The 20,420-nt window shown below is 61.3% G+C and carries 22 protein-coding genes and 1 pseudogene; 11 read left to right on the top strand and 12 right to left on the bottom strand.

The window, feature by feature from the left end; all coding sequences use genetic code 11:
* Positions 1 to 48: 48 nt before the first annotated feature.
* The 7 genes from ACVWWD_RS19810 to ACVWWD_RS19780 all read left to right on the top strand — a co-directional run bounded on the left by ACVWWD_RS19810 (position 49) and on the right by ACVWWD_RS19780 (position 8,403).
* Positions 49 to 882: a universal stress protein gene (locus tag ACVWWD_RS19810; protein WP_352550551.1), complete on the top strand. Its 834-nt coding sequence runs from the start codon at positions 49 to 51 to the stop codon at positions 880 to 882.
* Between the two features lie 114 nt (positions 883 to 996).
* Positions 997 to 1,497, top strand: coding sequence for a xanthine phosphoribosyltransferase (gene gpt, locus ACVWWD_RS19805; RefSeq protein WP_015318084.1), 501 nt, complete (start codon positions 997 to 999; stop codon positions 1,495 to 1,497).
* 212 nt (positions 1,498 to 1,709) lie between these two features.
* The gene (locus ACVWWD_RS19800; protein ID WP_023783900.1) at positions 1,710 to 2,198 is read left to right on the top strand and encodes an NUDIX hydrolase; all 489 of its coding nucleotides are present in this window, start codon (positions 1,710 to 1,712) and stop codon (positions 2,196 to 2,198) included.
* Positions 2,199 to 2,298: 100 nt separating this feature from the next.
* Entirely contained in the window at positions 2,299 to 2,610 is a 312-nt protein-coding gene (locus tag ACVWWD_RS19795) for a PilZ domain-containing protein (protein ID WP_023773128.1), read from the top strand.
* Positions 2,611 to 3,278: 668 nt separating this feature from the next.
* The gene (locus ACVWWD_RS19790; protein ID WP_457103285.1) at positions 3,279 to 7,073 is read left to right on the top strand and encodes a vitamin B12-dependent ribonucleotide reductase; all 3,795 of its coding nucleotides are present in this window, start codon (positions 3,279 to 3,281) and stop codon (positions 7,071 to 7,073) included.
* Positions 7,074 to 7,736 carry a hypothetical protein gene (locus ACVWWD_RS19785; protein ID WP_352550488.1) on the top strand — a complete coding sequence of 221 codons (663 nt, stop codon included), beginning with the start codon at positions 7,074 to 7,076 and terminating at the stop codon, positions 7,734 to 7,736.
* A 100-nt stretch (positions 7,737 to 7,836) separates the two neighbouring features.
* Positions 7,837 to 8,403 carry a hypothetical protein gene (locus tag ACVWWD_RS19780; RefSeq protein WP_352550489.1) on the top strand — a complete coding sequence of 189 codons (567 nt, stop codon included), beginning with the start codon at positions 7,837 to 7,839 and terminating at the stop codon, positions 8,401 to 8,403.
* A gap of 35 nt (positions 8,404 to 8,438) precedes the next feature.
* Here the strand turns inward: ACVWWD_RS19780 and ACVWWD_RS19775 are convergent, their stop codons facing one another.
* Both ACVWWD_RS19775 and ACVWWD_RS19770 read right to left on the bottom strand, forming a co-directional pair.
* Positions 8,439 to 8,960: a hypothetical protein gene (locus ACVWWD_RS19775; RefSeq protein ID WP_457103284.1), complete on the bottom strand. Its 522-nt coding sequence runs from the start codon at positions 8,958 to 8,960 to the stop codon at positions 8,439 to 8,441.
* A 121-nt stretch (positions 8,961 to 9,081) separates the two neighbouring features.
* A complete protein-coding gene (locus ACVWWD_RS19770) occupies positions 9,082 to 9,603 on the bottom strand; it encodes a hypothetical protein (protein WP_352550491.1) in 522 nt (173 codons plus the stop codon).
* 181 nt (positions 9,604 to 9,784) lie between these two features.
* On the opposite strand from ACVWWD_RS19770, the gene ACVWWD_RS19765 reads away from it, so the two are divergent.
* Positions 9,785 to 10,144 carry a hypothetical protein gene (locus ACVWWD_RS19765; protein ID WP_352550492.1) on the top strand — a complete coding sequence of 120 codons (360 nt, stop codon included), beginning with the start codon at positions 9,785 to 9,787 and terminating at the stop codon, positions 10,142 to 10,144.
* A gap of 11 nt (positions 10,145 to 10,155) precedes the next feature.
* Here the strand turns inward: ACVWWD_RS19765 and ACVWWD_RS19760 are convergent, their stop codons facing one another.
* Positions 10,156 to 11,136: a DUF3592 domain-containing protein gene (locus ACVWWD_RS19760; protein WP_352550493.1), complete on the bottom strand. Its 981-nt coding sequence runs from the start codon at positions 11,134 to 11,136 to the stop codon at positions 10,156 to 10,158.
* Positions 11,137 to 11,459: 323 nt separating this feature from the next.
* Here ACVWWD_RS19760 and ACVWWD_RS19755 point away from each other — a divergent pair, with 323 nt between their 5' ends.
* Positions 11,460 to 11,648, top strand: coding sequence for a hypothetical protein (locus tag ACVWWD_RS19755; protein ID WP_352550494.1), 189 nt, complete (start codon positions 11,460 to 11,462; stop codon positions 11,646 to 11,648).
* A gap of 36 nt (positions 11,649 to 11,684) precedes the next feature.
* Here ACVWWD_RS19755 and ACVWWD_RS19750 read toward each other — a convergent pair whose 3' ends face one another.
* The gene (locus ACVWWD_RS19750; protein WP_023783892.1) at positions 11,685 to 12,755 is read right to left on the bottom strand and encodes a glycoside hydrolase family 25 protein; all 1,071 of its coding nucleotides are present in this window, start codon (positions 12,753 to 12,755) and stop codon (positions 11,685 to 11,687) included.
* A 330-nt stretch (positions 12,756 to 13,085) separates the two neighbouring features.
* On the opposite strand from ACVWWD_RS19750, the gene ACVWWD_RS19745 reads away from it, so the two are divergent.
* Complete coding sequence (locus tag ACVWWD_RS19745; RefSeq protein WP_457103639.1) at positions 13,086 to 13,718, top strand: DedA family protein; 633 nt, start codon at positions 13,086 to 13,088, stop codon at positions 13,716 to 13,718.
* A 27-nt stretch (positions 13,719 to 13,745) separates the two neighbouring features.
* Here the strand turns inward: ACVWWD_RS19745 and ACVWWD_RS19740 are convergent, their stop codons facing one another.
* From ACVWWD_RS19740 to ACVWWD_RS19720, 5 genes and pseudogenes are all read right to left on the bottom strand, one after another.
* A complete protein-coding gene (locus ACVWWD_RS19740) occupies positions 13,746 to 14,537 on the bottom strand; it encodes a phosphodiester glycosidase family protein (RefSeq protein WP_352550495.1) in 792 nt (263 codons plus the stop codon).
* 104 nt (positions 14,538 to 14,641) lie between these two features.
* Entirely contained in the window at positions 14,642 to 15,268 is a 627-nt protein-coding gene (locus ACVWWD_RS19735; RefSeq protein ID WP_352550496.1) for a transglutaminase-like cysteine peptidase, read from the bottom strand.
* A gap of 145 nt (positions 15,269 to 15,413) precedes the next feature.
* Positions 15,414 to 16,288: pseudogene (locus tag ACVWWD_RS19730) on the bottom strand (undecaprenyl-diphosphate phosphatase).
* Positions 16,289 to 16,569: 281 nt separating this feature from the next.
* Complete coding sequence (locus ACVWWD_RS19725; protein WP_352550497.1) at positions 16,570 to 16,767, bottom strand: hypothetical protein; 198 nt, start codon at positions 16,765 to 16,767, stop codon at positions 16,570 to 16,572.
* Between the two features lie 152 nt (positions 16,768 to 16,919).
* Entirely contained in the window at positions 16,920 to 17,315 is a 396-nt protein-coding gene (locus tag ACVWWD_RS19720; protein ID WP_352550498.1) for a GFA family protein, read from the bottom strand.
* Positions 17,316 to 17,429: 114 nt separating this feature from the next.
* Here ACVWWD_RS19720 and ACVWWD_RS19715 point away from each other — a divergent pair, with 114 nt between their 5' ends.
* Positions 17,430 to 18,458 (top strand): isopenicillin N synthase family dioxygenase, encoded by a 1,029-nt coding sequence (locus tag ACVWWD_RS19715; protein WP_023783888.1) that lies wholly within the window; start codon positions 17,430 to 17,432, stop codon positions 18,456 to 18,458.
* Between the two features lie 49 nt (positions 18,459 to 18,507).
* On the opposite strand, the gene ACVWWD_RS19710 is transcribed toward ACVWWD_RS19715, so the two are convergent.
* From ACVWWD_RS19710 to ACVWWD_RS19700, 3 genes are all read right to left on the bottom strand, one after another.
* Positions 18,508 to 19,464, bottom strand: a complete 957-nt coding sequence (locus tag ACVWWD_RS19710; protein ID WP_023773144.1) for an alpha/beta fold hydrolase — start codon at positions 19,462 to 19,464, stop codon at positions 18,508 to 18,510.
* A gap of 25 nt (positions 19,465 to 19,489) precedes the next feature.
* A complete protein-coding gene (locus ACVWWD_RS19705; RefSeq protein ID WP_352550499.1) occupies positions 19,490 to 19,975 on the bottom strand; it encodes an SRPBCC family protein in 486 nt (161 codons plus the stop codon).
* 118 nt (positions 19,976 to 20,093) lie between these two features.
* Positions 20,094 to 20,342 carry a ParB N-terminal domain-containing protein gene (locus ACVWWD_RS19700; protein WP_023773145.1) on the bottom strand — a complete coding sequence of 83 codons (249 nt, stop codon included), beginning with the start codon at positions 20,340 to 20,342 and terminating at the stop codon, positions 20,094 to 20,096.
* Positions 20,343 to 20,420 lie beyond the last annotated feature (78 nt).

Below are 20,420 nucleotides of genomic sequence, written 5' to 3'. Positions count from 1 at the left end.
AACGTTTCCCTGCCGCGGGCTCGCCACTCGCGGGATTGAGGGGTCATCATGCGTTTCAAGACCATCATTGCCATTCTGCAGAACGAGCAGGACGCCGAGCGGGTGCTCGACTGCGCCATTCCGCTTGCCAGCCGCTTCGAGAGCCATCTGATCGGCATCCATGCCGAGGCGCTCCCGGTGCCCTACACGTCGGCGACGGGCTTTCCCGATACGGAATTCCTGCAGGTGTCCGCCGACATGAACCGGGAGCGGGCCGACAAACTCGAGGCTGTCTTCGTGAAGCGGATCGAGGATTCCGGCCTTTCCTTCGAATGGCGCAGCCTGGAGAGCTTCTCCGGCGACAGCGCACTGACCGGAATTTCAAGCGTGCGCGCCGCCGATCTCATCATCGCCGCCCAACGCGAGACCGGCGGCGATCCGAGCGCGGACGTCGATACGCTTGTCTACGACGCTGGCCGGCCGGTGCTGGTGGTGCCGAGTGCGGGCCCGCTGGTCACCACCTTCAAACGGGTGCTGCTTGGCTGGAACGGCAGCAAGGAGGCCGCGCGCGCCGCCTTCGATGCCTTGCCTTTCATCATCGAGGCCGAGAAAACCGACATACTGGTCATCGATCCGCCCGATTCGCTCGACGAACGCCCGGAGGCCGCGGGCGCCGAAATCGCGTCGGCCCTGTCGCGCCACGGCGCCACCGTCAGCGTCTCGGTGCAGAAATCGGGCGGCACCTCGGTCGACGACATGATCCAGAACAGGATCACCGAGACCGGCGCCGATCTGCTGGTGCTTGGCGCCTACAGCCACTCCTGGCTGCGCCAGCTGCTGTTCGGCGGGGTAACACGCACGGTGCTGCGCTCGGCACAGGTCGCGGCCTTCCTGTCGCGATAAGTCCACAGCGATTGCTACGGGCCGCCCTTGCCAAGTCCGGGGGTTTCCAGTTAATTCCGCGCGCATTCCCTGTTTCTTGCACGCGGCCGCCGCGTGCCGTGGAGTGCGCGAGACATGTCCCTTCCCGAAAAAGCCTTCCCGGTCTCCTGGGATCAGTTCCATCGCGACGCGCGCGCACTTGCCTGGCGGCTTGCCGGCACCAGCAAAGGTCAGTGGAAGGCTATCGTCTGCATCACGCGTGGTGGCCTGGTCCCGGCGGCGATCATTTCGCGCGAACTCGGCATCCGCGTGATCGAGACGGTCTGTGTCGCCTCTTATCACGACTACACCAGCCAAGGGCAGTTGCAGGTGCTGAAGGAGATCACGCCGGCCTTGCTGGCCGACGATGGCGCCGGCGTGCTGATCGTCGACGACCTGACCGACACCGGCAAGACCGCCGGCATCGTGCGGGCAATGATGCCGAAGGCCCATTTCGCGACCGTCTACGCCAAACCGAAAGGCCGGCCGCTGGTCGATACGTTCGTCACCGAGGTCAGCCAGGACACCTGGATCTATTTTCCCTGGGACATGGGTTTCACCTATCAGAAGCCGATCGCCGACGATCACGCCGGCTGATTCGCGGCAAGCTGCTTTTTTCCAATCAAGCCGGTGCCGAACGGGCAATATTTGCTTGCGCGGAGGGCCCCGCCGCCAAGGTATCCTGTGAAATCGACCGTTGTTGGCGGCAATCAGCCAGCGTGACCGAAGTTTTTACTTTTATTGGTCACAATTAGCCGTAAGATTCATGAGACGGCAAACGATTCTGGAGGCTGGGGCTAGCTTCTCCGATGTTGACACGGCCAACGACGCACAATCACCTTGCTGAAAGGGTCAGGCGACTCTTCGGCACGGCGCCGTGCCGTCTGCAGGTTGCCGCCCTGCCCTGGCGCGATGTCGGGAATGGCGTCGAGGTCATGTTGATCACCAGCCGTGATACTGGCCGCTGGGTGCTCCCAAAAGGCTGGCCGGAAGCTAGGGAGCCGCTCTGCGAAGCGGCCGCCCGGGAGGCCGCCGAGGAAGCCGGCTTGCGCGGAAACATCTCTCATCTCGAAGCCGGTCGTTATTTCTATGCCAAGGTACTGGCTTCGGGCGATGAAGTGCCTTGCGAGGTTCTGGTGTTCCCACTGCACGTCGAAAAGGTCGCGGACCGCTGGAAGGAAAAGCACTCCCGCACCCGCAAATGGGTCAGTTCCAGCGAGGCCGTGCGCATGGTCAATGAACCCGACCTTTGCCAGATCATTGCCTATTTCTGTGCCGACCCACGCAGGTTCTCCTGATCGACGCCTTTCGCGTGTATCGCGGCGGACGCACAACCTTGTGCCGCAAGGGTTTGCTAATTTTTGTTGGTTAGGATTGATCAGTCTTGGCGTTTGATCGATGGCGAATCCCGCAGACCCACTTCAGCACGATCCCGGCGAGCCGCAGCGCGAGCATCGTCCGCGCGTGCTCAAAGGTGGAACAGTCATCACGGGGATCCAGAATTCCGAAATCGCCTGTACGGTGCGCAACCAGCATGCGGGCGGCGCCGAACTGAAATTACCCGCCGAAGCCCGGGTCCCCGATCATTTCCTTCTCTACATACCGCTCGACGGCGTGGCCTATCGCTGCGAGGTCCGCTGGCGCCGCAGCGAGCGGATCGGCGTACAGTTCAACGGCACCGAACCCAAGCCGAAGCTACACTACGGCTGAAGGCGAGGCTCACCGGCTTGGCGGGCCTTTTGCGGCGTCCAGCAAATGTTTCGCCGCGCCCATGTCGCTGATCGCACCGGCTTGCCGCCGGGCAGATGGCCGACGGCGGGTCAATTGTATCCCCGTTATCCACATGTGTGACACACAAGATGTTGGGGTCACAAAAGCTACGCAAACGAATCCTTGACGGCCCGAAACGAGTCGCCTTTTATAGGCCATGCGCTCCTGTTGAGAGCGCGACCGGAAAGTTCTGAGCCCGGTCTTTTTCCCGGATTATGTGCGTTTTGCCCGCATTTCCGCCTATTTACGAGGCCGGCGGAAGCGTTGGGATCGTGGGTTGGTGGGCGACGAAAGGGAGAATTGTCGGACTGGCATAAATTGTCTGTTAATACTATATTTAGTGTTTGCAGCTAAGTTCGACGCTAGATAGTGTGAATTTCCCTCGGGTGAGGGAATCGAAAAATTCAGTTTTGAGGGGGCCTGCGGGCCGGTTGGCAGCCTCGGCAGATGCCTGGCAAGGCATTATTGTCGTGTGCGTGGCCGAGCCTGCGAAGGGAGATGTCGGCATTGTTCAAAATGTCGGCAAACGGCGGACTGCGCGTTTCGTCTTTTGGGGGGCAGAAATCCCCTGATGAAAGCGCTACATATAGACAAAAGGGACCGGACCAATGCGCATCGAGCGTCGTTTCACCAAGCCAGGACATGCAGGTCAAGAAGGGGCAGCGTATGCGGAGATCGAATTCCGCAAGGCGCTTTCCGAGATCAAGAATCCGGATGGCTCGGTTGTGTTCCGCCTGGACAACATTGATGTGCCTGCGCAGTTCTCCCAGGTCGCCGCCGACATCCTGGCCCAGAAATATTTCCGCAAGGCCGGCGTCCCCGCGCGCCTGAAGAAGGTCGAGGAGAACGACGTCCCCTCCTTCCTGTGGCGTTCCGTCGCCGATGAGGCCGAACTCGCCAAGCTTCCCGAGGCCGAGCGCTATGGCTCCGAGATCGACGCCCGCCAGGTCTTCGACCGGCTGGCCGGCACCTGGACCTATTGGGGCTGGAAGGGCGGCTACTTCAAGGCGTCGGAGGAGGACGCGCGCGCCTTCCGCGACGAGCTTGCCTATATGCTGGCGACCCAGCGCGTCGCGCCGAACTCGCCGCAATGGTTCAACACCGGCCTGCACTGGGCCTATGGCATAGACGGTCCGAGCCAGGGTCACTTCTATGTCGACCCGTTCACCGGCAAGCTGACCAAGTCGAAATCCTCCTACGAGCATCCGCAGCCGCATGCCTGCTTCATCCAGGGCGTGCAAGACGACCTCGTCAACGAGGGCGGCATCATGGATCTGTGGGTGCGCGAGGCGCGCCTGTTCAAATATGGCTCGGGCACCGGCTCGAACTTCTCGCTGCTGCGCGGCGAAGGCGAAAAGCTGTCCGGCGGCGGCCGCTCGTCCGGCCTGATGAGCTTCCTCAAGATCGGCGACCGCGCCGCGGGTGCCATCAAGTCGGGCGGCACGACACGCCGTGCGGCGAAAATGGTCATCGTCGACGCCGATCACCCCGATATCGAGGAATTCATCGACTGGAAGGTCAATGAAGAGCAGAAGGTCGCCTCGCTGGTGACCGGCTCCAAGATCGTCAAGAAGCATCTCGAAGCGATCATGAAGGCCTGCGTGAACTGCGAAGGCCATGATGACGACTGTTTCGATCCTGCCATCAACACGGCGCTGAAGCGCGAAATCAAGTTGGCCAAGAAATCGGCCGTGCCGGAAAACTACATCTACCGCGTCATCCAGTTCGCCAAGCAGGGCTACACCTCGATGTCGTTCAAGACCTACGACACCGACTGGGATTCTGACGCCTACCTCACCGTTTCGGGCCAGAACTCCAACAATTCGGTGTCGCTGAAGGACAATTTCCTACGCGCCGTTGAAGAGGACGCGGACTGGCACCTGACCGCCCGCAAGGACGGCAAGGTCTTGAAGACGCTGAAGGCGCGGGACCTCTGGGAAAAGATCGGCTACGCCGCCTGGGCGTCGGCTGATCCCGGCCTGCATTTCAACACCACGATGAACGACTGGCACACCTGCGCTTCGGCCGGTGCGATCCGGGCCTCCAACCCGTGCTCGGAATACATGTTCCTCGACGACACGGCCTGCAATCTCGCCTCGATCAACCTGCTCCCCTACCGCAATGCCGACGGCACGATCGATATCGCAGCCTACGAGCACACCGTGCGGCTGTGGACCATGGTGCTGGAGATCTCGGTCATGATGGCGCAGTTCCCGTCGAAGGAGATCGCCAAGCTCTCCTACGACTACCGAACGCTGGGCCTCGGCTATGCCAATATCGGCGGCCTGCTGATGACCTCGGGAATTCCCTACGATTCGGACGAGGGCCGCGCCATCTGCGCCGCGCTGACCGCTATCATGACCGGCGTCGCCTACTCCACCTCGGCCGAGATGGCCTCCGAACTTGGCGCCTTCCCCGACTATGACCGCAACGCCCAGAACATGCTGCGCGTCATGCGCAATCATCGTCGCGCCGCCTATGGCGAGAAGGACGGCTACGAGAAGCTGGCCGTCAATCCTGTGCCTCTCGTCGCATCGGACCTGAAGCAGCAGGATCTGGCCACTCACGCCAAAGCGGCCTGGGACCGCGCCATCGAACTCGGCGAGGAGCATGGCTACCGCAACGCACAGGCAACCGTGATCGCGCCGACCGGCACGATCGGTCTGGTCATGGATTGCGACACCACCGGTATCGAGCCCGACTTCGCCCTGGTGAAGTTCAAGAAGCTCGCCGGCGGCGGTTATTTCAAGATCATCAACCGCGCCGTGCCGGAAGCGCTTCGCACACTGGGCTATTCGGAGAGCCAGATTGCCGAGATCGAGGCTTACGCCGTCGGTCACGGCAACCTCAACCAGGCGCCGGCCGTCAACCCTGGCTCGCTCAAGGCCAAGGGCTTCACCGACGACAAGATCGCGGCGCTCAACGCGGCGCTGAAGTCGGCCTTCGACATCAAGTTCGTCTTCAACCAGTGGACGCTCGGCGCCGACTGGGTGAAGGAGACGTTCGGTTTCACCGACGAGCAACTCAACGACTTCTCGTTCGAGATGCTGCCGGCGCTGGGTTTCTCCCGAAAGGACATCGAGGCCGCCAACATCCACGTTTGCGGTGCGATGACGCTGGAAGGCGCGCCCTTCCTCAAGGCCGAACACCTGCCCGTGTTCGACTGCGCCAGCCCGTGCGGCAAGATCGGCAAGCGCTCGCTGTCGATCAACAGCCACATCCAGATGATGGCGGCGGCACAGCCCTTCATTTCCGGCGCCATCTCCAAGACCATCAACATGCCGAACGACGCGACGGTGGAGGACGCAAAGAGCGCCTACATGCTGTCGTGGAAGCTGGCGCTGAAGGCCAACGCACTCTACCGCGACGGCTCGAAGCTGTCGCAGCCGCTCAATGCCTCGCTGCTCGCCGATGGCGAGGAGGACGAGGACGATGCGGTCGAGCAGCTGATCCAGGCACCGGCGGCGGCGCGCGCGGCGCAGATCACGGAGCGCATCGTCGAACGCATCATCGAACGCGTGTCGCGCGAGCAGGAAAAGCTGCCCGGCCGCCGCAAGGGTTATACGCAGAAGGCCAAGATCGGCGGCAACACCATCTTCCTGCGCACCGGCGAATATGACGATGGGCGTCTCGGCGAGATCTTCATCGACATGAACAAGGAGGGTGCCACCCTGCGTGGCCTTCTCAACAACTTCGCCATCGCGATCTCGCTTGGCCTGCAGTATGGCGTGCCGCTCGACGAATATGTGCACGCCTTCACCTTCACCAAGTTCGAGCCGGCCGGCATGGTCATCGGCAACGATGCCATCAAGAGCGCGACGTCGATCCTCGACTATGTGTTCCGTGAGCTGGCCATCTCCTATCTCGGCCGCAACGATCTCGCCCATGTCGACCAGTCGGATTTCTCCAACACCGCACTGGGCCGCGGCATCAGCGAAGGCAAGACCGACGCCGTCTCCAAGGGCCTGACCCGTGGTTCGCCGGTGAAGCTGGTTTCCCGGGCGATCGGCAACGAGCCGAAGGGCTTTGCCGGTGCCGGAGCCCCTGCCCGCTCGGCGCCGACTGCTTTCTCCGGCTCCAACGTGCTGGCCTTGAAGCCGGCCAGCGACGAAGCGGTCGCCTACAAACGCGATTATGAGGAGCGGGCCAAGGAACTGGCGGAAGACATCGCCTTCGAGGAAGCGGCCTCCGATGCCTCGACCGATACCACCGCGGCGCTGTTCACAGATACGGCGGCCCATGAAGCGGCCGAAGCGAAGAAACTCGCCGCCGACCGCCGCGCCAAGTCGCTGCTGCAGGGCTACACCGGCAATTCCTGCTCCGAGTGCCAGAATTTCACCATGGTGCGGAACGGGACATGTGAAAAGTGCGATACGTGCGGCGCGACGAGCGGGTGCAGCTGATTGCCAGAAATTAGCCCTTCCCTACCTACATTAAAGTTATTCACAATTAAGACTGACCCTGCCGATGGCTGCTCATCGTGCCAGGGTCAGTTTTCGTTCGACCTCACTCAAGGATACAGCGGCCATCTGTTCTTAGAGAACTACAAGCCATCCAAAGGAAACTTCCTAAACTTTGAGCTTCCCGAAAAGCTAACGCATCGTTTTCTCAGCGTTCTGACTGAGGATGGCCACTACGCCACTTTTTGTTACCCAAGGTTCGGCAGAAGGACTTGGGCCAATCTCAGCGTTTTAAGAGTGGAATTTACTTTTCCATATTTTATAGACAAGGTTGGCGTTACCGCCGAAGAAGAGGCTGTCACCGCTCTGACGGTTTACTCACCAACTCTAGCCAGCGTACTTGGCATCAACCCTGTCGAGCATTCATTCGATATCCCAAACACTGGTGGAAGCGCAAGATTCAACATAACTCGAAGTAAATGGGAAGCACCCGATTACACCATTGAGATCGGCGACAAAAGGAATATCGGTACTTCGTCGGACAGAAGCGAGGTTCGCTTTATTTCTGATGTCTGCCTAGTAATTAGATACAATTCCCCAAAATCAACTTCAGAAGCATTACAGAACTTACGCGCTCTAGATGATTTCTTAGGAGGTACTGCTTGATCAAGGTGAGGGAGCGAGCCACGAGGAGTTCCAGCTCTCGGGATATGATACCGGCTTCTCAAAAAGCACTTTCGTTCACAGACATGAGACACTTGCTGAATTGTCATTAGACGAAAACTGGGCGGAAATTTTGGACAAATTTTTTAAAGAATGGAGCCTAAACGAGATCTCTTTTAAATGGTTTCGTTCATCCCAGGTAAAACAGCGATATGTAGAAGAAGTTTTTTTCTATACCGTGAGGTTGATAGAAAGATACTTCAAATCAAAGCCAACTATTGACAACGAAGCAGAGAAAGCCCTTTCCATAATTTCGCATAGGTCAAACGGCGACGATTTTCTGACCGGCTTTGTTGAGCGAAGACTCTATCCCATGCTTGGCCGCGCGCCGTCGCTAACTGCCACACTGCGTACCCTCTACACCCGATTCCCAGAGATCAAGGCCTTTTCGGAAATCAAGCCGCAACGAGTCGCGTACCTTCGAGGTAAGGAGGCGCACGGGGCGGATACAAACTATAAAACTGACGAGTATGTCGACATGGACTATCTGGCTAGAACATTCTTGCTCGCCTTCAGAATCTCGATTTTGGAGCGTTGTGGATTTGATCGACAGTCCATCTTCGATGGAGCACGAGCAAACGCGAGCAACGTCCGAGGTTTGCTAATATAAGCACAGAGAGGCGTAGAACGCAGACGGGGATCCAATCAATCCGGATCGGACGCGGTCCCAGCACCTACCCTACTGCAACACCGCAACGTCTGCTCGTCAAACAGCGGCTCATCCTGCCCCGCCCGGACGAAGAGAAGCTTGCGCGCTTCACCTGCCGGCACCTCGAAATACTGGATGCCGTCGGGCTTTTCGCCCCAGTCACCACAGGGCGGTTCGGGGACATCATCATTGGCCTGCGCCTTCAGTTCCTTGGCGTAGGCGGCGTCGGGGCTGAATGTGTAGCGTCTGACGCCAGCGGGTACGGTGCCTTCCGTGTAGGGCGCGAGCACGCAGCGGGCGTTGACGGCCTTCTCGGTCTTTTCCAGGAACAAGCGCTGTACCGCAGCCTCTGCGGCTTCGCCTGACTGGATGTCGAGCACCTCGACCAGCGGATCCGGCGCACCGCCATCGCTGTATTTGATGGCAAGCGCGTTGCCGACGAATTCAAAATGGATCTGGCGGAAGCCAAAATCGCAGCGCTGCGCCCATGCGGCCACACCGATGGTCTTGTCGGTCAATTTTTCCCAGACGCATTTGTCGATCGGCGGCCGCGACGGCGCCGGCTCGTCCGCGTGTGCCGTGGCCGAGACCGTCAAAGATGCGAACAGGGCGCTCACCCAGAGAATGGACTTCATGGCGCTATTCATCGCTGCATCCTGTCAAAGTAAAGGCGTCCCAGGCCGAGCCGTCGGGATTGGCATTGGCGAAATCGGGCCATTCGATGAAAGTCGCACCAAACTCAGGCAGCAATAGCCCTTTCGGCGCCGGGGTCGCTTCGCGCGAATTCAGCTGCTCGGCTCCGCCTCCGGTCAGGGCATAAATTTGCCCGTCCCATATCCGGCAAAGCCCGCTGTCGTCTTGCAGACCCGCTTCGCGGTCGTCGTTGGTGCAGGGGCGGCGGATGGTACCGAGCGGAAACGAATTCTTGCCATTGGTCCAGGTAATATCGGCCGGCAGGCGTATGCCGGTATGAGGCACCGTCAGCGAGAACACCTGCGTCGTCAGTGCCGCCGGTTCGTCGCCCAGCGGTTGGAATTGCATGACGGCGCCCGAGCGTGGCTCCTGATAGGTGGCGTGGCTCAGGAGGCATTCCTTGGCGCCCGCCGCTTGCACGAGCCCGAGCGAACCCAGGACAACAAAGGCCAGTTTGCGAATGATCATCGAAATCTCGGGCATGTGTCAATGAAGCAAGGCCGGCTGCGTGCCGGGCCGCACAGTCGCATCATCCGTGCAAAACCATAAGCGAAATCCGGAACCGCTGCGTTTATCTGGTCGATCGAAAACTTGCCCCACACAAGCCCGCAATCTGTATGATCGAACGCAGCGGCCCAGGGGACAAGAGATGCAGCGTTTGACACTGATCATAGCGATCTCCGCAACTACGATTGTGCCGGCCGTAGCGGCAGCGCCCTATGTCGGGACATGGTCCAGCGAAAGGTTGAACTGCCATGCGACCGCCGACGTCCAGCGCCAGACTGTCTTCACTGTGGATCAGTCGGCCCTGTCGTTTCCCGACCTCGGTTGCGAGCATGCGATCTTTCGCAAAACCGCCACCGGTTGGGTGGTTCACGCCAGCCAGTGCTATGGCGCGGACCCATCGCTTGACGAGCCATTTTCTCGCACCATCCATATCAAAAGAGACGGTGGGACGGTGCGGTTGAGCTGGCGCGGATTCGACAGCGGACCTCTCGTGCGCTGCTGAAGCGGTGACACTCAGACCAACCCGACCAGCAAGGCCGCGCCGCCGAGAAAGCCTGCCGAGCAGACCCACAGCAGCCATAGCCCGCGCACCCGGCATTCGAGTACCGCCGAGGCGGGGTTGGCGGGGTCATAGCGCACGTCGACCTTGCTGCCCTCGACATAGCGCCGCGCCTGACCGCCGACGAGCCCGGGCAGCGAGGCTGTCACGCTGGCGCCGAAAGCGACGCGATCGGCGCTGTAGCGCTCTCCGGCGACACCATAGCTGTAGACGATGCGGGATTTGAACACCGTGCGCCAAGGCCGGTACCCACCGCCCTCAAACCGGTCGCGGGTCTTGATTGCCTGCAGGCCGGACGCATCGATACGGCCGGCGGCGGTCGGCCATGTTGCCGCCTGCCCGGCAATCGATCTTTGGACAAAGCCCATGCGCAGCACAAAAAGCCCCATGAACAGCAGGAATGCCGCCGCACCGAGGTTCCCCGGCTTGGGCAGATGCGGTCCGACAGCCTCCAGCACGCCACCGACCGAAAACACCAACACCAGCGCGCCAACCACGAGCCCGGCCGAAAGCTGGACCATGAACTTGAAGGCGCCGTCCGGCATGGTGCGCTCGATCACGGCCTTGCCCGGGCTGGACGGGTCATAGAACACGGTTACCGCCGCGCCACGCGGAAACCGCTCAAGGGTTTCCGCGACTTCGAAATTTCCGAGGTTCTCCTGCACGCTGTAGTGCGAGCTTTGAAATGTCTTGCCGCCCACCTTGTATTCATAGGTGATGGCCGGAAAATTGCGGATTTCGGTCGAAGTGCCGCTCTCCGAGCCAATACCCGAGCTTGTCACCTCGCGCGCCTCGACGCGCGACGAGACGACCTTTCCAGGCGTCGGCAACCAGCGGCTGGCCGCCTTGACCTCGAGCCATTTCAGGAAGGTGACGATCGACAGCATGCCGGCGACCGCGCAGGCAAAGCCGACCAACAGAAACTTGAGCTCCAACTCGTCCCCCCGACGATTAGAGTGCGGCAGCACGCATAGTGACAGCATGGCGACGGCAATGTCTCGTCTATTCGCAAGATTAGGAAATGACCGCCGGAAAGGTTCAATGGTGTAGCGTGGCTACGGGAGCGACGACCAGCCGCTATTCGGCTATTGCCATGACGCGAACATAGCCCTCCAGCTGAAGGGCGCGGGGACTTATCCGAAGCACGGTGGGAACCGCGCCAGGAACTGGGCCAATGTGGCGGGCCATCCGGACGATGACGTGATAAAAGACGATCGATCCGATCGGATGAAGATCCACAACAGCCGGGACGATGCGCATGAGCGAACAAACCGAAGATGACACCGATATACTGAACCAGTTCGCCTATGTCAGGGCCGATCCGACCCAGCACGACACGCTGACCCTTCTCGCCATGATCGATGCCGCGATCGCCGAGATAATGGGCTTGAGGGCGCGGCTGCGTTTGAGCGAGGAAAAGAACGGCGGGAGCAACCAGTTCCGATAGGTGGACAGGACGAGCGCCGACGCGAAAGCATCTGTTCTAATCCGCGTCGGCCATCACCGCCCGACCTCCGCCGCCGGCCCAGGCGCGCCATTGCCGCTCATCGCCATGGAAGACGTTGAGATCGATGCGGCCGGTTACGCCATGCGACAGGCCGGAGCCGGAATATTGCCAGAACAGCCATTTGCGATCGGGATAGACCTTCGACGGATGCCGGGCCACGGCGCGCAGCCAGAACGGGTAATCCGGGAATGCGCCCTGGAGATTGTCGCGATAGAAATCGGGCGCCGTGTAGATGATCGGCCGCTGGCCGTAGTGGCGCTCCAGCTTGTCCATGAACACCTGCATTTTCTCCAGCACCTTTTCGCGCGACGGACGCCGCTGGCAGCTGGAGTCGCCGTTCCACTCGACGTCGATCACCGGTGGCAGCGCGCCGTCGACCTTCGGCACGTTGCGGATGAACCAGTCGGCCTGCTCGCCGGCGGTGCGGCACCAGTAGAAGAAATGATAGGCACCGCGCTTCAGGCCGGCAGCGTCGGCGTCACGCCAGTTCTTCATAAACAGGGGATCGAGGTGGTCGCCGCCGTCGGTCGCCTTGATATAGGCGAAGTTGGCGCCCTGGGCGCGCAGCTTCTCCCAGTTGACGTTGCCTTGCCAGCGCGACACGTCCACCCCGTGCACGGCAAGGTGTCGGGGCGAGGAGCGGCCGAAATTGATCGGCTTGGCATCGCGGAAGCCGTAACGCGTGACCGGGCCCGCCAGCATGGGCGGTGCCGCCCGCGACAACAGCTTCGGCGGCGACACCAGGGCTGCCTCCTCGATCGGCGGTTCGACGCTGTCGGGCAGTTCGGGTGCGGGAAACGCCACCGTCTCTTCCTCGGCAAGGCCAAAAGGCCGAGCGGTGTCCTCGGGCGCAACCTCAACCAGCTTGCGCGCCGCGTTTGCCTTGGCCATCGGAACGGACGCGATCGGCGCGCGTGGCCGCACCACCGAATTGGTGATTTCATTGGACGGCTTCTGCATGTCGAGCGCGTCCATGCCCGATGTCGACGAGCAGCCGGCAAGGCACAGCGATGCGATCACGAAACTGACGACGCCTGGTAACCGCATCTGGACCTGTACTCGAACACAACAGACCGAAGGCGACGGCCGACGGACAACCAGACGAGTTATGAACGAGAAATTACCAATAAAGTTTGAATCAAGTTTTTTACCCTGCATGTGGCCGCTTTCAGGCAGTCGTCGGCATCGGCCCGGCCAAGCCTTGACAGGGCCATGATGTGGCTGTTGAGAACGGGTGTGCGGCGCGGCGGCCCTTGCCCGTGCCAAGGCCGCAAGCTGCCGGTCGAGACCTATTACGGCTGGCTCGTCGACGGCAAGCTCGACGAACTCAGGAGCCTGACAGCGGCAGCCGAGGAACACTTTCAACAGGGAGCTTGCGTGCAGTCGTTCATCGACCAGAGCGTGTGTATCATCGAGAACCATCAGGCCTGGGCGGGTCTCGTGGTCGGATTGCTGGCCTTCGGCGAGTCGCTGGTGATGGTCGGCATCCTGTTGCCCGGCACCGCGGTGTTGATCATCGTCGGCGGCCTGGTGGGCGCCGGCATCGTCCAGCCCCTGCCCGTTCTCCTCGCCGCTATGCTCGGCGCGGCGCTAGGCGACACTATCTCCTATTTTCTCGGCAAATGGCTGGGGCGCGGCGTCGTCCACAAATGGCCGCTCAACCGCTATCGCCGCGAGATCGCCAGGGCGCGCGTGTTCTTCCATCGCTACGGTGTCGCCGCCGTCTTCGTCGGCCGCTTCTTCGGTCCGGTGCGCGCCACCGTGCCGCTGGTCGCCGGCATGATGGGCATGAACAGGCGGCGCTTCCAGATTGCCAACATCCTGTCGGCGATCATCTGGGCGCCGGTCGCGCTGTCGCCTGGATGGCTGGTGGCGAAAGGAGCCGACAATCTGCCCGAACTCGACGCGACCAGCCTGGTCGGCGTGGCAGTGATCGCGGCCATGGTGGTGGCGATCATCGTCGCCGTGCTTGTCGTCAGAATGCGCGGCAGGCGCAATGCACGGATTTAGGCGTGCCGCGATTGAGGGCGCCGTGCATCAGCCGCGCTTCCTGAAGACGCCGATCATCGGTCCCAGATTCCAGTAGTCGTCGTTGCGGCCGATGGCCGGAGCGAGCAGGCTCGATATCGTGCCGTCGAGAAAGAGCGCGTTGTCGCAGCCGAGCGCGTCGCGAAAAAGGCGAGCGAAGGCATGGAACGTCACCGTGCCGTTCGAGATGGCAAAGACGGCAACACCGTCGTTTCGCACTCCGACGCCGTCGCGGCTCTTGCGCGAGGTGCCGTCGGCCTGGAATTTCGGGTGAAGCTGGCCGTCGATCACCAGCATTGGCCCTGATTGTGTCGCATAGTCGGTGGCTGGCCGCTGCCTGACGAAGTCCTTGGTCGCCCGCACCACGGCCTTGCCGCGGCTGATATAGAAAATGCCATTCGGCTGCAGCGAAAAATTGCCGCTTCCCGATCCCGTTTTCACACCCGCCATTTCCTGGCCGCGTTCGACATAGAGGCCGACCGGCCTGAGATCGGGGTGGTACATGCCGGCATTGATGGCGAACAGCAGGGTCCGGCCGGCCCTGCGCTGGGCGTTGTCAAGATTGTGCAGCGACTGAAAAGGCTTGCCTGCCGGGTCTTTCCAGAACAGTTCGATTGAATAGAGCTTCGGATCGACCTCGCAGACGAGGAAGCTCGTAGCCTCGAAGGAGACATCGCGGCACGGCGGCACCGAAGCGAACCACTGGCCGAATGCCACTGTCGTGGCGACCGCGTACGGCAACGCGGCCTTGAACAAGCTCAGCAGCAAGGGCGCCGAATACAGGACGGTCAAAAAATCCATGCGCGTTCCGGATTGGCAGTTCCAACGAACTGTCGTGGATAGCACCGCTTGCCGACACGATGAAGGAAAGAAGTATGGATTATGGCCCGGACGTCGGGCAGCGGCTATTTGACGGCGCTGACCAGTTCCTCTTCGCCGGCAAGAATGGAAACCCAGCGCCCGGTATTGTCGCTCGCCTGTCTTTTCAGATAGCGATACGGCGTCTGGTTCCAGAGGCGAACCTTGTCGACGAGATTGTCGAGAATGAAGTCGCCCTTGTCGGTGCGCACCGTCAGCACGGCATGGCCTTCGCCGTCCGGCTTGCGAACCACCGTCATCAGGAGGTTGGCTATGGCGATGCCCAGGCTGTTGAGCTCACGCCGCTTTTCCAGCGCGTAATCCTCGCAATCGCCGAAGCCATTGTCCGGATAGGCCCACCATTCCTCCTTGCCGTAATTGTCCATGTCGCTCATCGGCTTGACGCGCGCGTTAACCGAAAGGTTTACGGCGCTGATCTCCCGCAACAGCTTGCCGGTCATCTGTTCCGGCTCGCTGTCGGATGAACGGATCGAGCACTCGGCGGCATGGATCTTGCAAAAATCATAGTGGCCGATCGGCTGGGAGGTCGAGCCGCCGATAGCCATGGAAACGGGAGCCGTATAGGCCGAATTCGCCGCCGAACAGAAAGCAATCAGGGCAATCGCAAGCCCTAGTCCCTTCGCCTTCCGGCGCCAACCCATCGAGGATGCCATCCGGCCCCGCCCATCTGTTTTGTTAACAGAACGTTAAGGGCGGTTATATCCCGAAGTCAACCAAACCGACCGATTACCTCTTTGAGGACGCCGCATGCCCCTTCGAGGGTTGCAGCAGCGCAACACAGAGGTTCGGGTTAGGGAGCTAGACGAGCCATCCCATCGCCACGCCCAGCAGCAGGACGACGCCGAGCAGGCCACGGTAGATGACAAAGGGCCAGGCGGAGAAGCGTTCCAGCACACGCATCAGGCCCCAGATGGCGAAGAAGGCCGAAATCGAGGCGACGAGCAGCCCCAGGCCGAGAACCGACCATCCATGGGCATCGAGATGCACCTTGTGCAGTTCCCACAATTCCTTGAGGCCGGCGAGTGCGATCGCCGGCAGCCCCAGCAGGAACGAGAAGCGTGCCGCCTCGGCCCGCTTGAAGCCGAGCCCCAGTGCGGCCGTCAGCGTCGAGCCGGAGCGAGAGACCCCCGGGATCAGCGCGCCAACCTGGGCGACACCGACAAGTAGCGCGTCGGCTAGCGACGCTTCGCCGATGGTGCGCTTGTGGCGGGCGAAAATCTCGGCCAGGGCCAGCAGGATCGCCATGGCTATGCAGGCCCAGCCAATCACGCTCAGGCTACGCAACGGCGAATTGCAGGCGTTGAGAACACCCGAAAGTACCACGCCGGCGATGAGGATGGGGATCGTGTCGCCAGCACGATCCAGGAAGCCAGTTGGAAATGCCGATCGGCGAAACCGCGCCGTGTGAGAGCGTCGATCGAACCGAACAGGAGATCCCTGACATCGCCCCAGAAATAGCTGACCACGGCGGCAAGGGCGGCAAGCTGCATGGCGGCGGAGAAGGCGGAACCCGGATCCTGCCAGCCAAGCACCGCCGGCACGATGCGCATATGGGCGGTCGAGGAAATCGGCAGCAGTTCGGTGATGCCTTGCACGAGGCCGAGGAATGCGACCTTGGCAAATCCAAGGCCGACAAAGCCCGTGTCGACGCCTTGTGTGCAGATATCAGCCATGTCGGGTTCCATGCGGGAGAAATCGGAGTCGCGAAGACACGATCGGAGGAGATCGGTGCCCGGCAAGGCATACCGTCATGCGGCGGATAATCAATTTACGGATTTGTAAGCTGGCACCGCCGCGTCGGACGCGCACGGCTTCGAAAGCACGTCGCGTCGATACGGATTCAGGCTACGCGCTTCAGATTTGTTTTTTTGCATGTCGTCTTCCCAAAGGGCGACATGCATTCACCGGCCCGAAGGGCCAGCGATGCTCGCATGAATGGAGGTTGGCAAGACGATTACGGGCAGAGCCAAAATTTCTGGCAGGTCCTGGCAATCACATGCGCGGGCGGCACGACAGGCTCCTCCGCGGCTGGCCGGCGAGCCCGCTCGAGCAGCATGCGCACCTGTTCCGGGCGCACACGGTCACGTTCCATCACAAGCAGGACCATCGGATCGCTCAAAAGCTCGTCCAGGGTGCTGATGCTGTCGTTCATCCGTCGTCTCCTCGAATGCCGGGCCCGCGACGCTTAGATAGGGAGACAAAGATGGCCCGCCAATGACGTTTTGCCGGCTATCACGTGTCTCTTTGGATTAATTTTTGGTCATCCTGGGGCACGTCCTTTCCCTTCACGGGGAAGAAGGAACGCTAGGCCGGCGGAGTGCCTTCAAATTGCGGCAGGCCGTCATCCAGCATCACCCAGGGCTGTTTCGAGACGGTCCAGATGTGCATCTGGGGCCGGAACAGCGACGGGTCGTCAAGCGAACCGGTCGTCACGCCGATGATGCCGGCGGAATCGCGCCGCGAAAACAGCGTCGTGCCGCAGGCTGGACAAAACCCCCGCTTGAGGTCCGGCGAAGTGTTGACCGTGGCCAACGGGCCCTCGACCGTCACATCGCCGATGCGAAACAGAACACGCGCATTGAACGCCGCGCCGATCGCCTTCTGGCAAAGCCGGCAATGGCAGATGCGCTCGTTGATGGGGGTAGCATCGGTGCGATAGCGCACCGCCCTGCACAGGCATCCGCCCTCGTATTTTGCCATCGCCTGGATCCATTGGTGGAGTAAACAGGCGGCAAAAGTAACGGCGAGGCCGATTGGGTCAATTGAAAAGCTTTGATACAAGGTCATCGATTATGGTGATGCTGCAGGATTGTCATGACACCCGAGATCGAAACGATCGGCATCGCGGCCCTGTTCGGGCCGCCCTCGCCCGCGCGCGACCGCGCCGACGCTGAGATCATGGCCGCAGCGGCCGGCATCGGCTTTCTGGCGGTCCGGGATTTTCCCGGCGATGACTGGCTGACGCCCAACAAGCGCGCGCGATTGCTGCGCGTCTTCGCGCTTCCCGACGCCGAGAAGCAGGAGTTACTGCGCTGGAATTTCGATCACACCAAGAAGAATTTCTACCGCGGCTGGTTTCCGCTGCAGCCGCAAGCCGTTTCCTACAAGGAAGGCATCGACATGGGGCCGGACCTTGCCGATGCAGCGCGAGTAACGGCCAGCGACGATCCTTTGTGCGAGCCGACACCGTTACCCGCCGAGAATGCCCTGCCCGGCTGGCGCGCTGCCGCAGCCGACTACTATCGCGTGATGGAAACGGTCGGCACCATGCTGATGCGGTCGATCGCCCGCGGGCTTGGCCTGCCTGACATGATCTTCGATAGCTATTTCGACGGCGGCATCTCGACGCTGCGCCTGATCCGCTATCCCCTGCGCGACGCCAGTGCCGGCGTCGATACCAGCGGGCCGGAGTTTTCGGTGACCCACAAAGGCGAGACGCGCACCATCATCGGCCGGGAACACGCCGATTCAGGCTTCGTCACCCTGCTGGCGCAGGACGGCGTCGAGGGCTTGCAGGCGAAGAACCTCACCGGCGAATGGATCGACGTGCCCCCAGCCGATGGCACGCTGGCGGTCAATTTCGGCCAGTTGCTGCAACGCTGGACCGGCGGCCGCGTGCGGGCGACACGGCACCGGGTCATTGCGCCAAAAACCGTGCGGTTCTCGATCCCGTTCTTCTACGAGCCACGTGTCGACGCGGAAATCTCGCCTCTACCGTTGGACGGCTCCGAACCCTTCGCGCCGTTTCTTTACGGCGACTATCTCTGGGAGTCGGCGACGAACTTCGTTGAAATGAGCGGCATCAAGCATCTGAGGCAGCCGCGCCGGGCCAAGGCTTCCTGAACAGCACGCCGGCTGTCTCGCTGGAGACGGCCGGCGGAGATGGCAGGGGTCATTCGGCTTCGCCGACCACCTCGTCCCAGCTCTTCACCCTGGTCTCGCCATCGAGGAACGGCAGTGCGGCGGCCGTCAGTTCCGGAGCGAAGAAGACATCGTAGTGGGTGCGGTTGGGCAGGATGGCCAGCCGGTTCTGCGACAGGTTCTCGCGCATCCAGCCGGCATCCTTCAGGCCGCCGCCGAGCATCTGGTAGAACTTGATCTCGTGCTCGGGCTTGTACATGTCGCTGTCTCCGTAAGCGAGCATGACTGGCATTTTCAGCTTGGGAACGTCGGCCGAGAAGTCGTAGTTCTGGCGCATGAAATTGCCGAGAGCGTCGAGCAGTTTCGGGAAGTCCTCCGGATGCGGGGCGACGGCGACGTAGGATTTGTACATCGGCGTGTCTTTCATGTACGCCGCGGCGGCGGCACTCACCTGTGCCTGCTGCGGACGCATCTCGTCGTAGAAGCCGTCGGCGGCATAGCCGGTCGACACAAGGACCAGCCGGCGCACAGCCTCGGGATGCTGGACCGCCATGCGGAAGGCAACCCCGCCGCCCAGCGAATAGCCCATGACGTCGACCGTGTCGTAGCCGAGTGCCTTGACGATACCAGCCATGTCGTCGCCGATCGCCTGCAGGCTGAATGGCCGGTCGCCAAGGGCGGTGCGGCCATGCCCCTGCAGGTCGACCCCGATGACGGTGCGGTTTTCGGCAAGCTTGGGCAGGATCGGCGCGAACATGTCGGTGGAGCCGAGACCGCCATGCAGCAGAAGCAGCGGCTCACCCTTGCCATAGACGGCGTAATAGTAATTTACGCCGTTGATCGGCAGCAGGCCGGACTTTTGTGGCTTCGGCAGTGTTTTCGTTTCGGTGGTCATGGCAGGCTTTGTCTCCTCTGCATTGATGGTGCCCGGGCAAGCGACAAACGCAGCGGCCAAGGCAAAAATGGCAAAAAACAGAACTTTGGATATATCGATCTCCTCCGGTGTGGCTCTGTCAGAGCGCCCTGGCGAGATCTTCGAGCTGATCGGTGCACTGGCCCCAACCGGTGTGAAAGCCCATCGCCTCGTGCTGCTCGCGGTCGGTGACGCTCCAGTGCCGGACGCGCGCGATGTAGCGGGTCTTGCCCTCGCCCTCGTCCTCGAAGGTCAGTACGACTGTCATGAACGGTTTTTCCGATGGCACCCATGACTGGGTATAAGCATCGGTGAAGACGATCCTCTCGCCGGGAACGACCTCGAGGAAGACGCCGGGGTTGGGGAACTCGTTGCCGTCGGGGCCTGCCATGACGACCAGGCTGTTGCCACCGGCGCGCACATCCATCTCGGCACGCGGCGTCGTCCACGGCTTTGGCGCGAACCATTGCGTGATCAATTTCGGTTCGGTCCAGCAGCGATAGACGTCCCGGCGCGGTGCATCGATGATACGGGCGAGAACCAGTTCGCGGTCGTCGGCGGGGGCGATGTCGAGCTTGGCGGCCACGGTGGTCTCCTTGGTTTGATCTGGCTTCCGTCCCAAGGACGAGCCGACGCAAAGCAAACCGACATTGCCCGCGAGAAATTCTGGAAACGGAGGCTGAAAACGGCGAGCGGAGCCCGTGTCAGTGGCGCTTGGCTTGCACCAGATAGGCGTCGATTACGGTCTCGCCCAGCCATTTGGCGGCTTCGAGCCGATGCAGACCTTCGACAAGGATGTGCCGCTTGCCATCGTGGCGGACCTGGATCGGCGTCTTCATGCCGTTCTCAAGTATGTCCTCGGCCAGATGCCGGACGGTCTCGGGGTGCAGCGTCTTCTTCCGCGCCGTGGGCACGTAGATGTCGTCGACCTTGACCTTTTGGACCCTGAGCATGCCTGTCCCCTTGGCGGAACTGCCGCCGTCGTCCTGAGATAGTCGGTTTGGCGAAGGCGGCCAAGGGTGCGGCTAACG

Source organism: Mesorhizobium sp. URHB0026, assembly GCF_054059755.1.
Note: the sequence above shows the minus strand (reverse complement) of the source record. Positions and strands in the feature narration are given on the sequence as shown.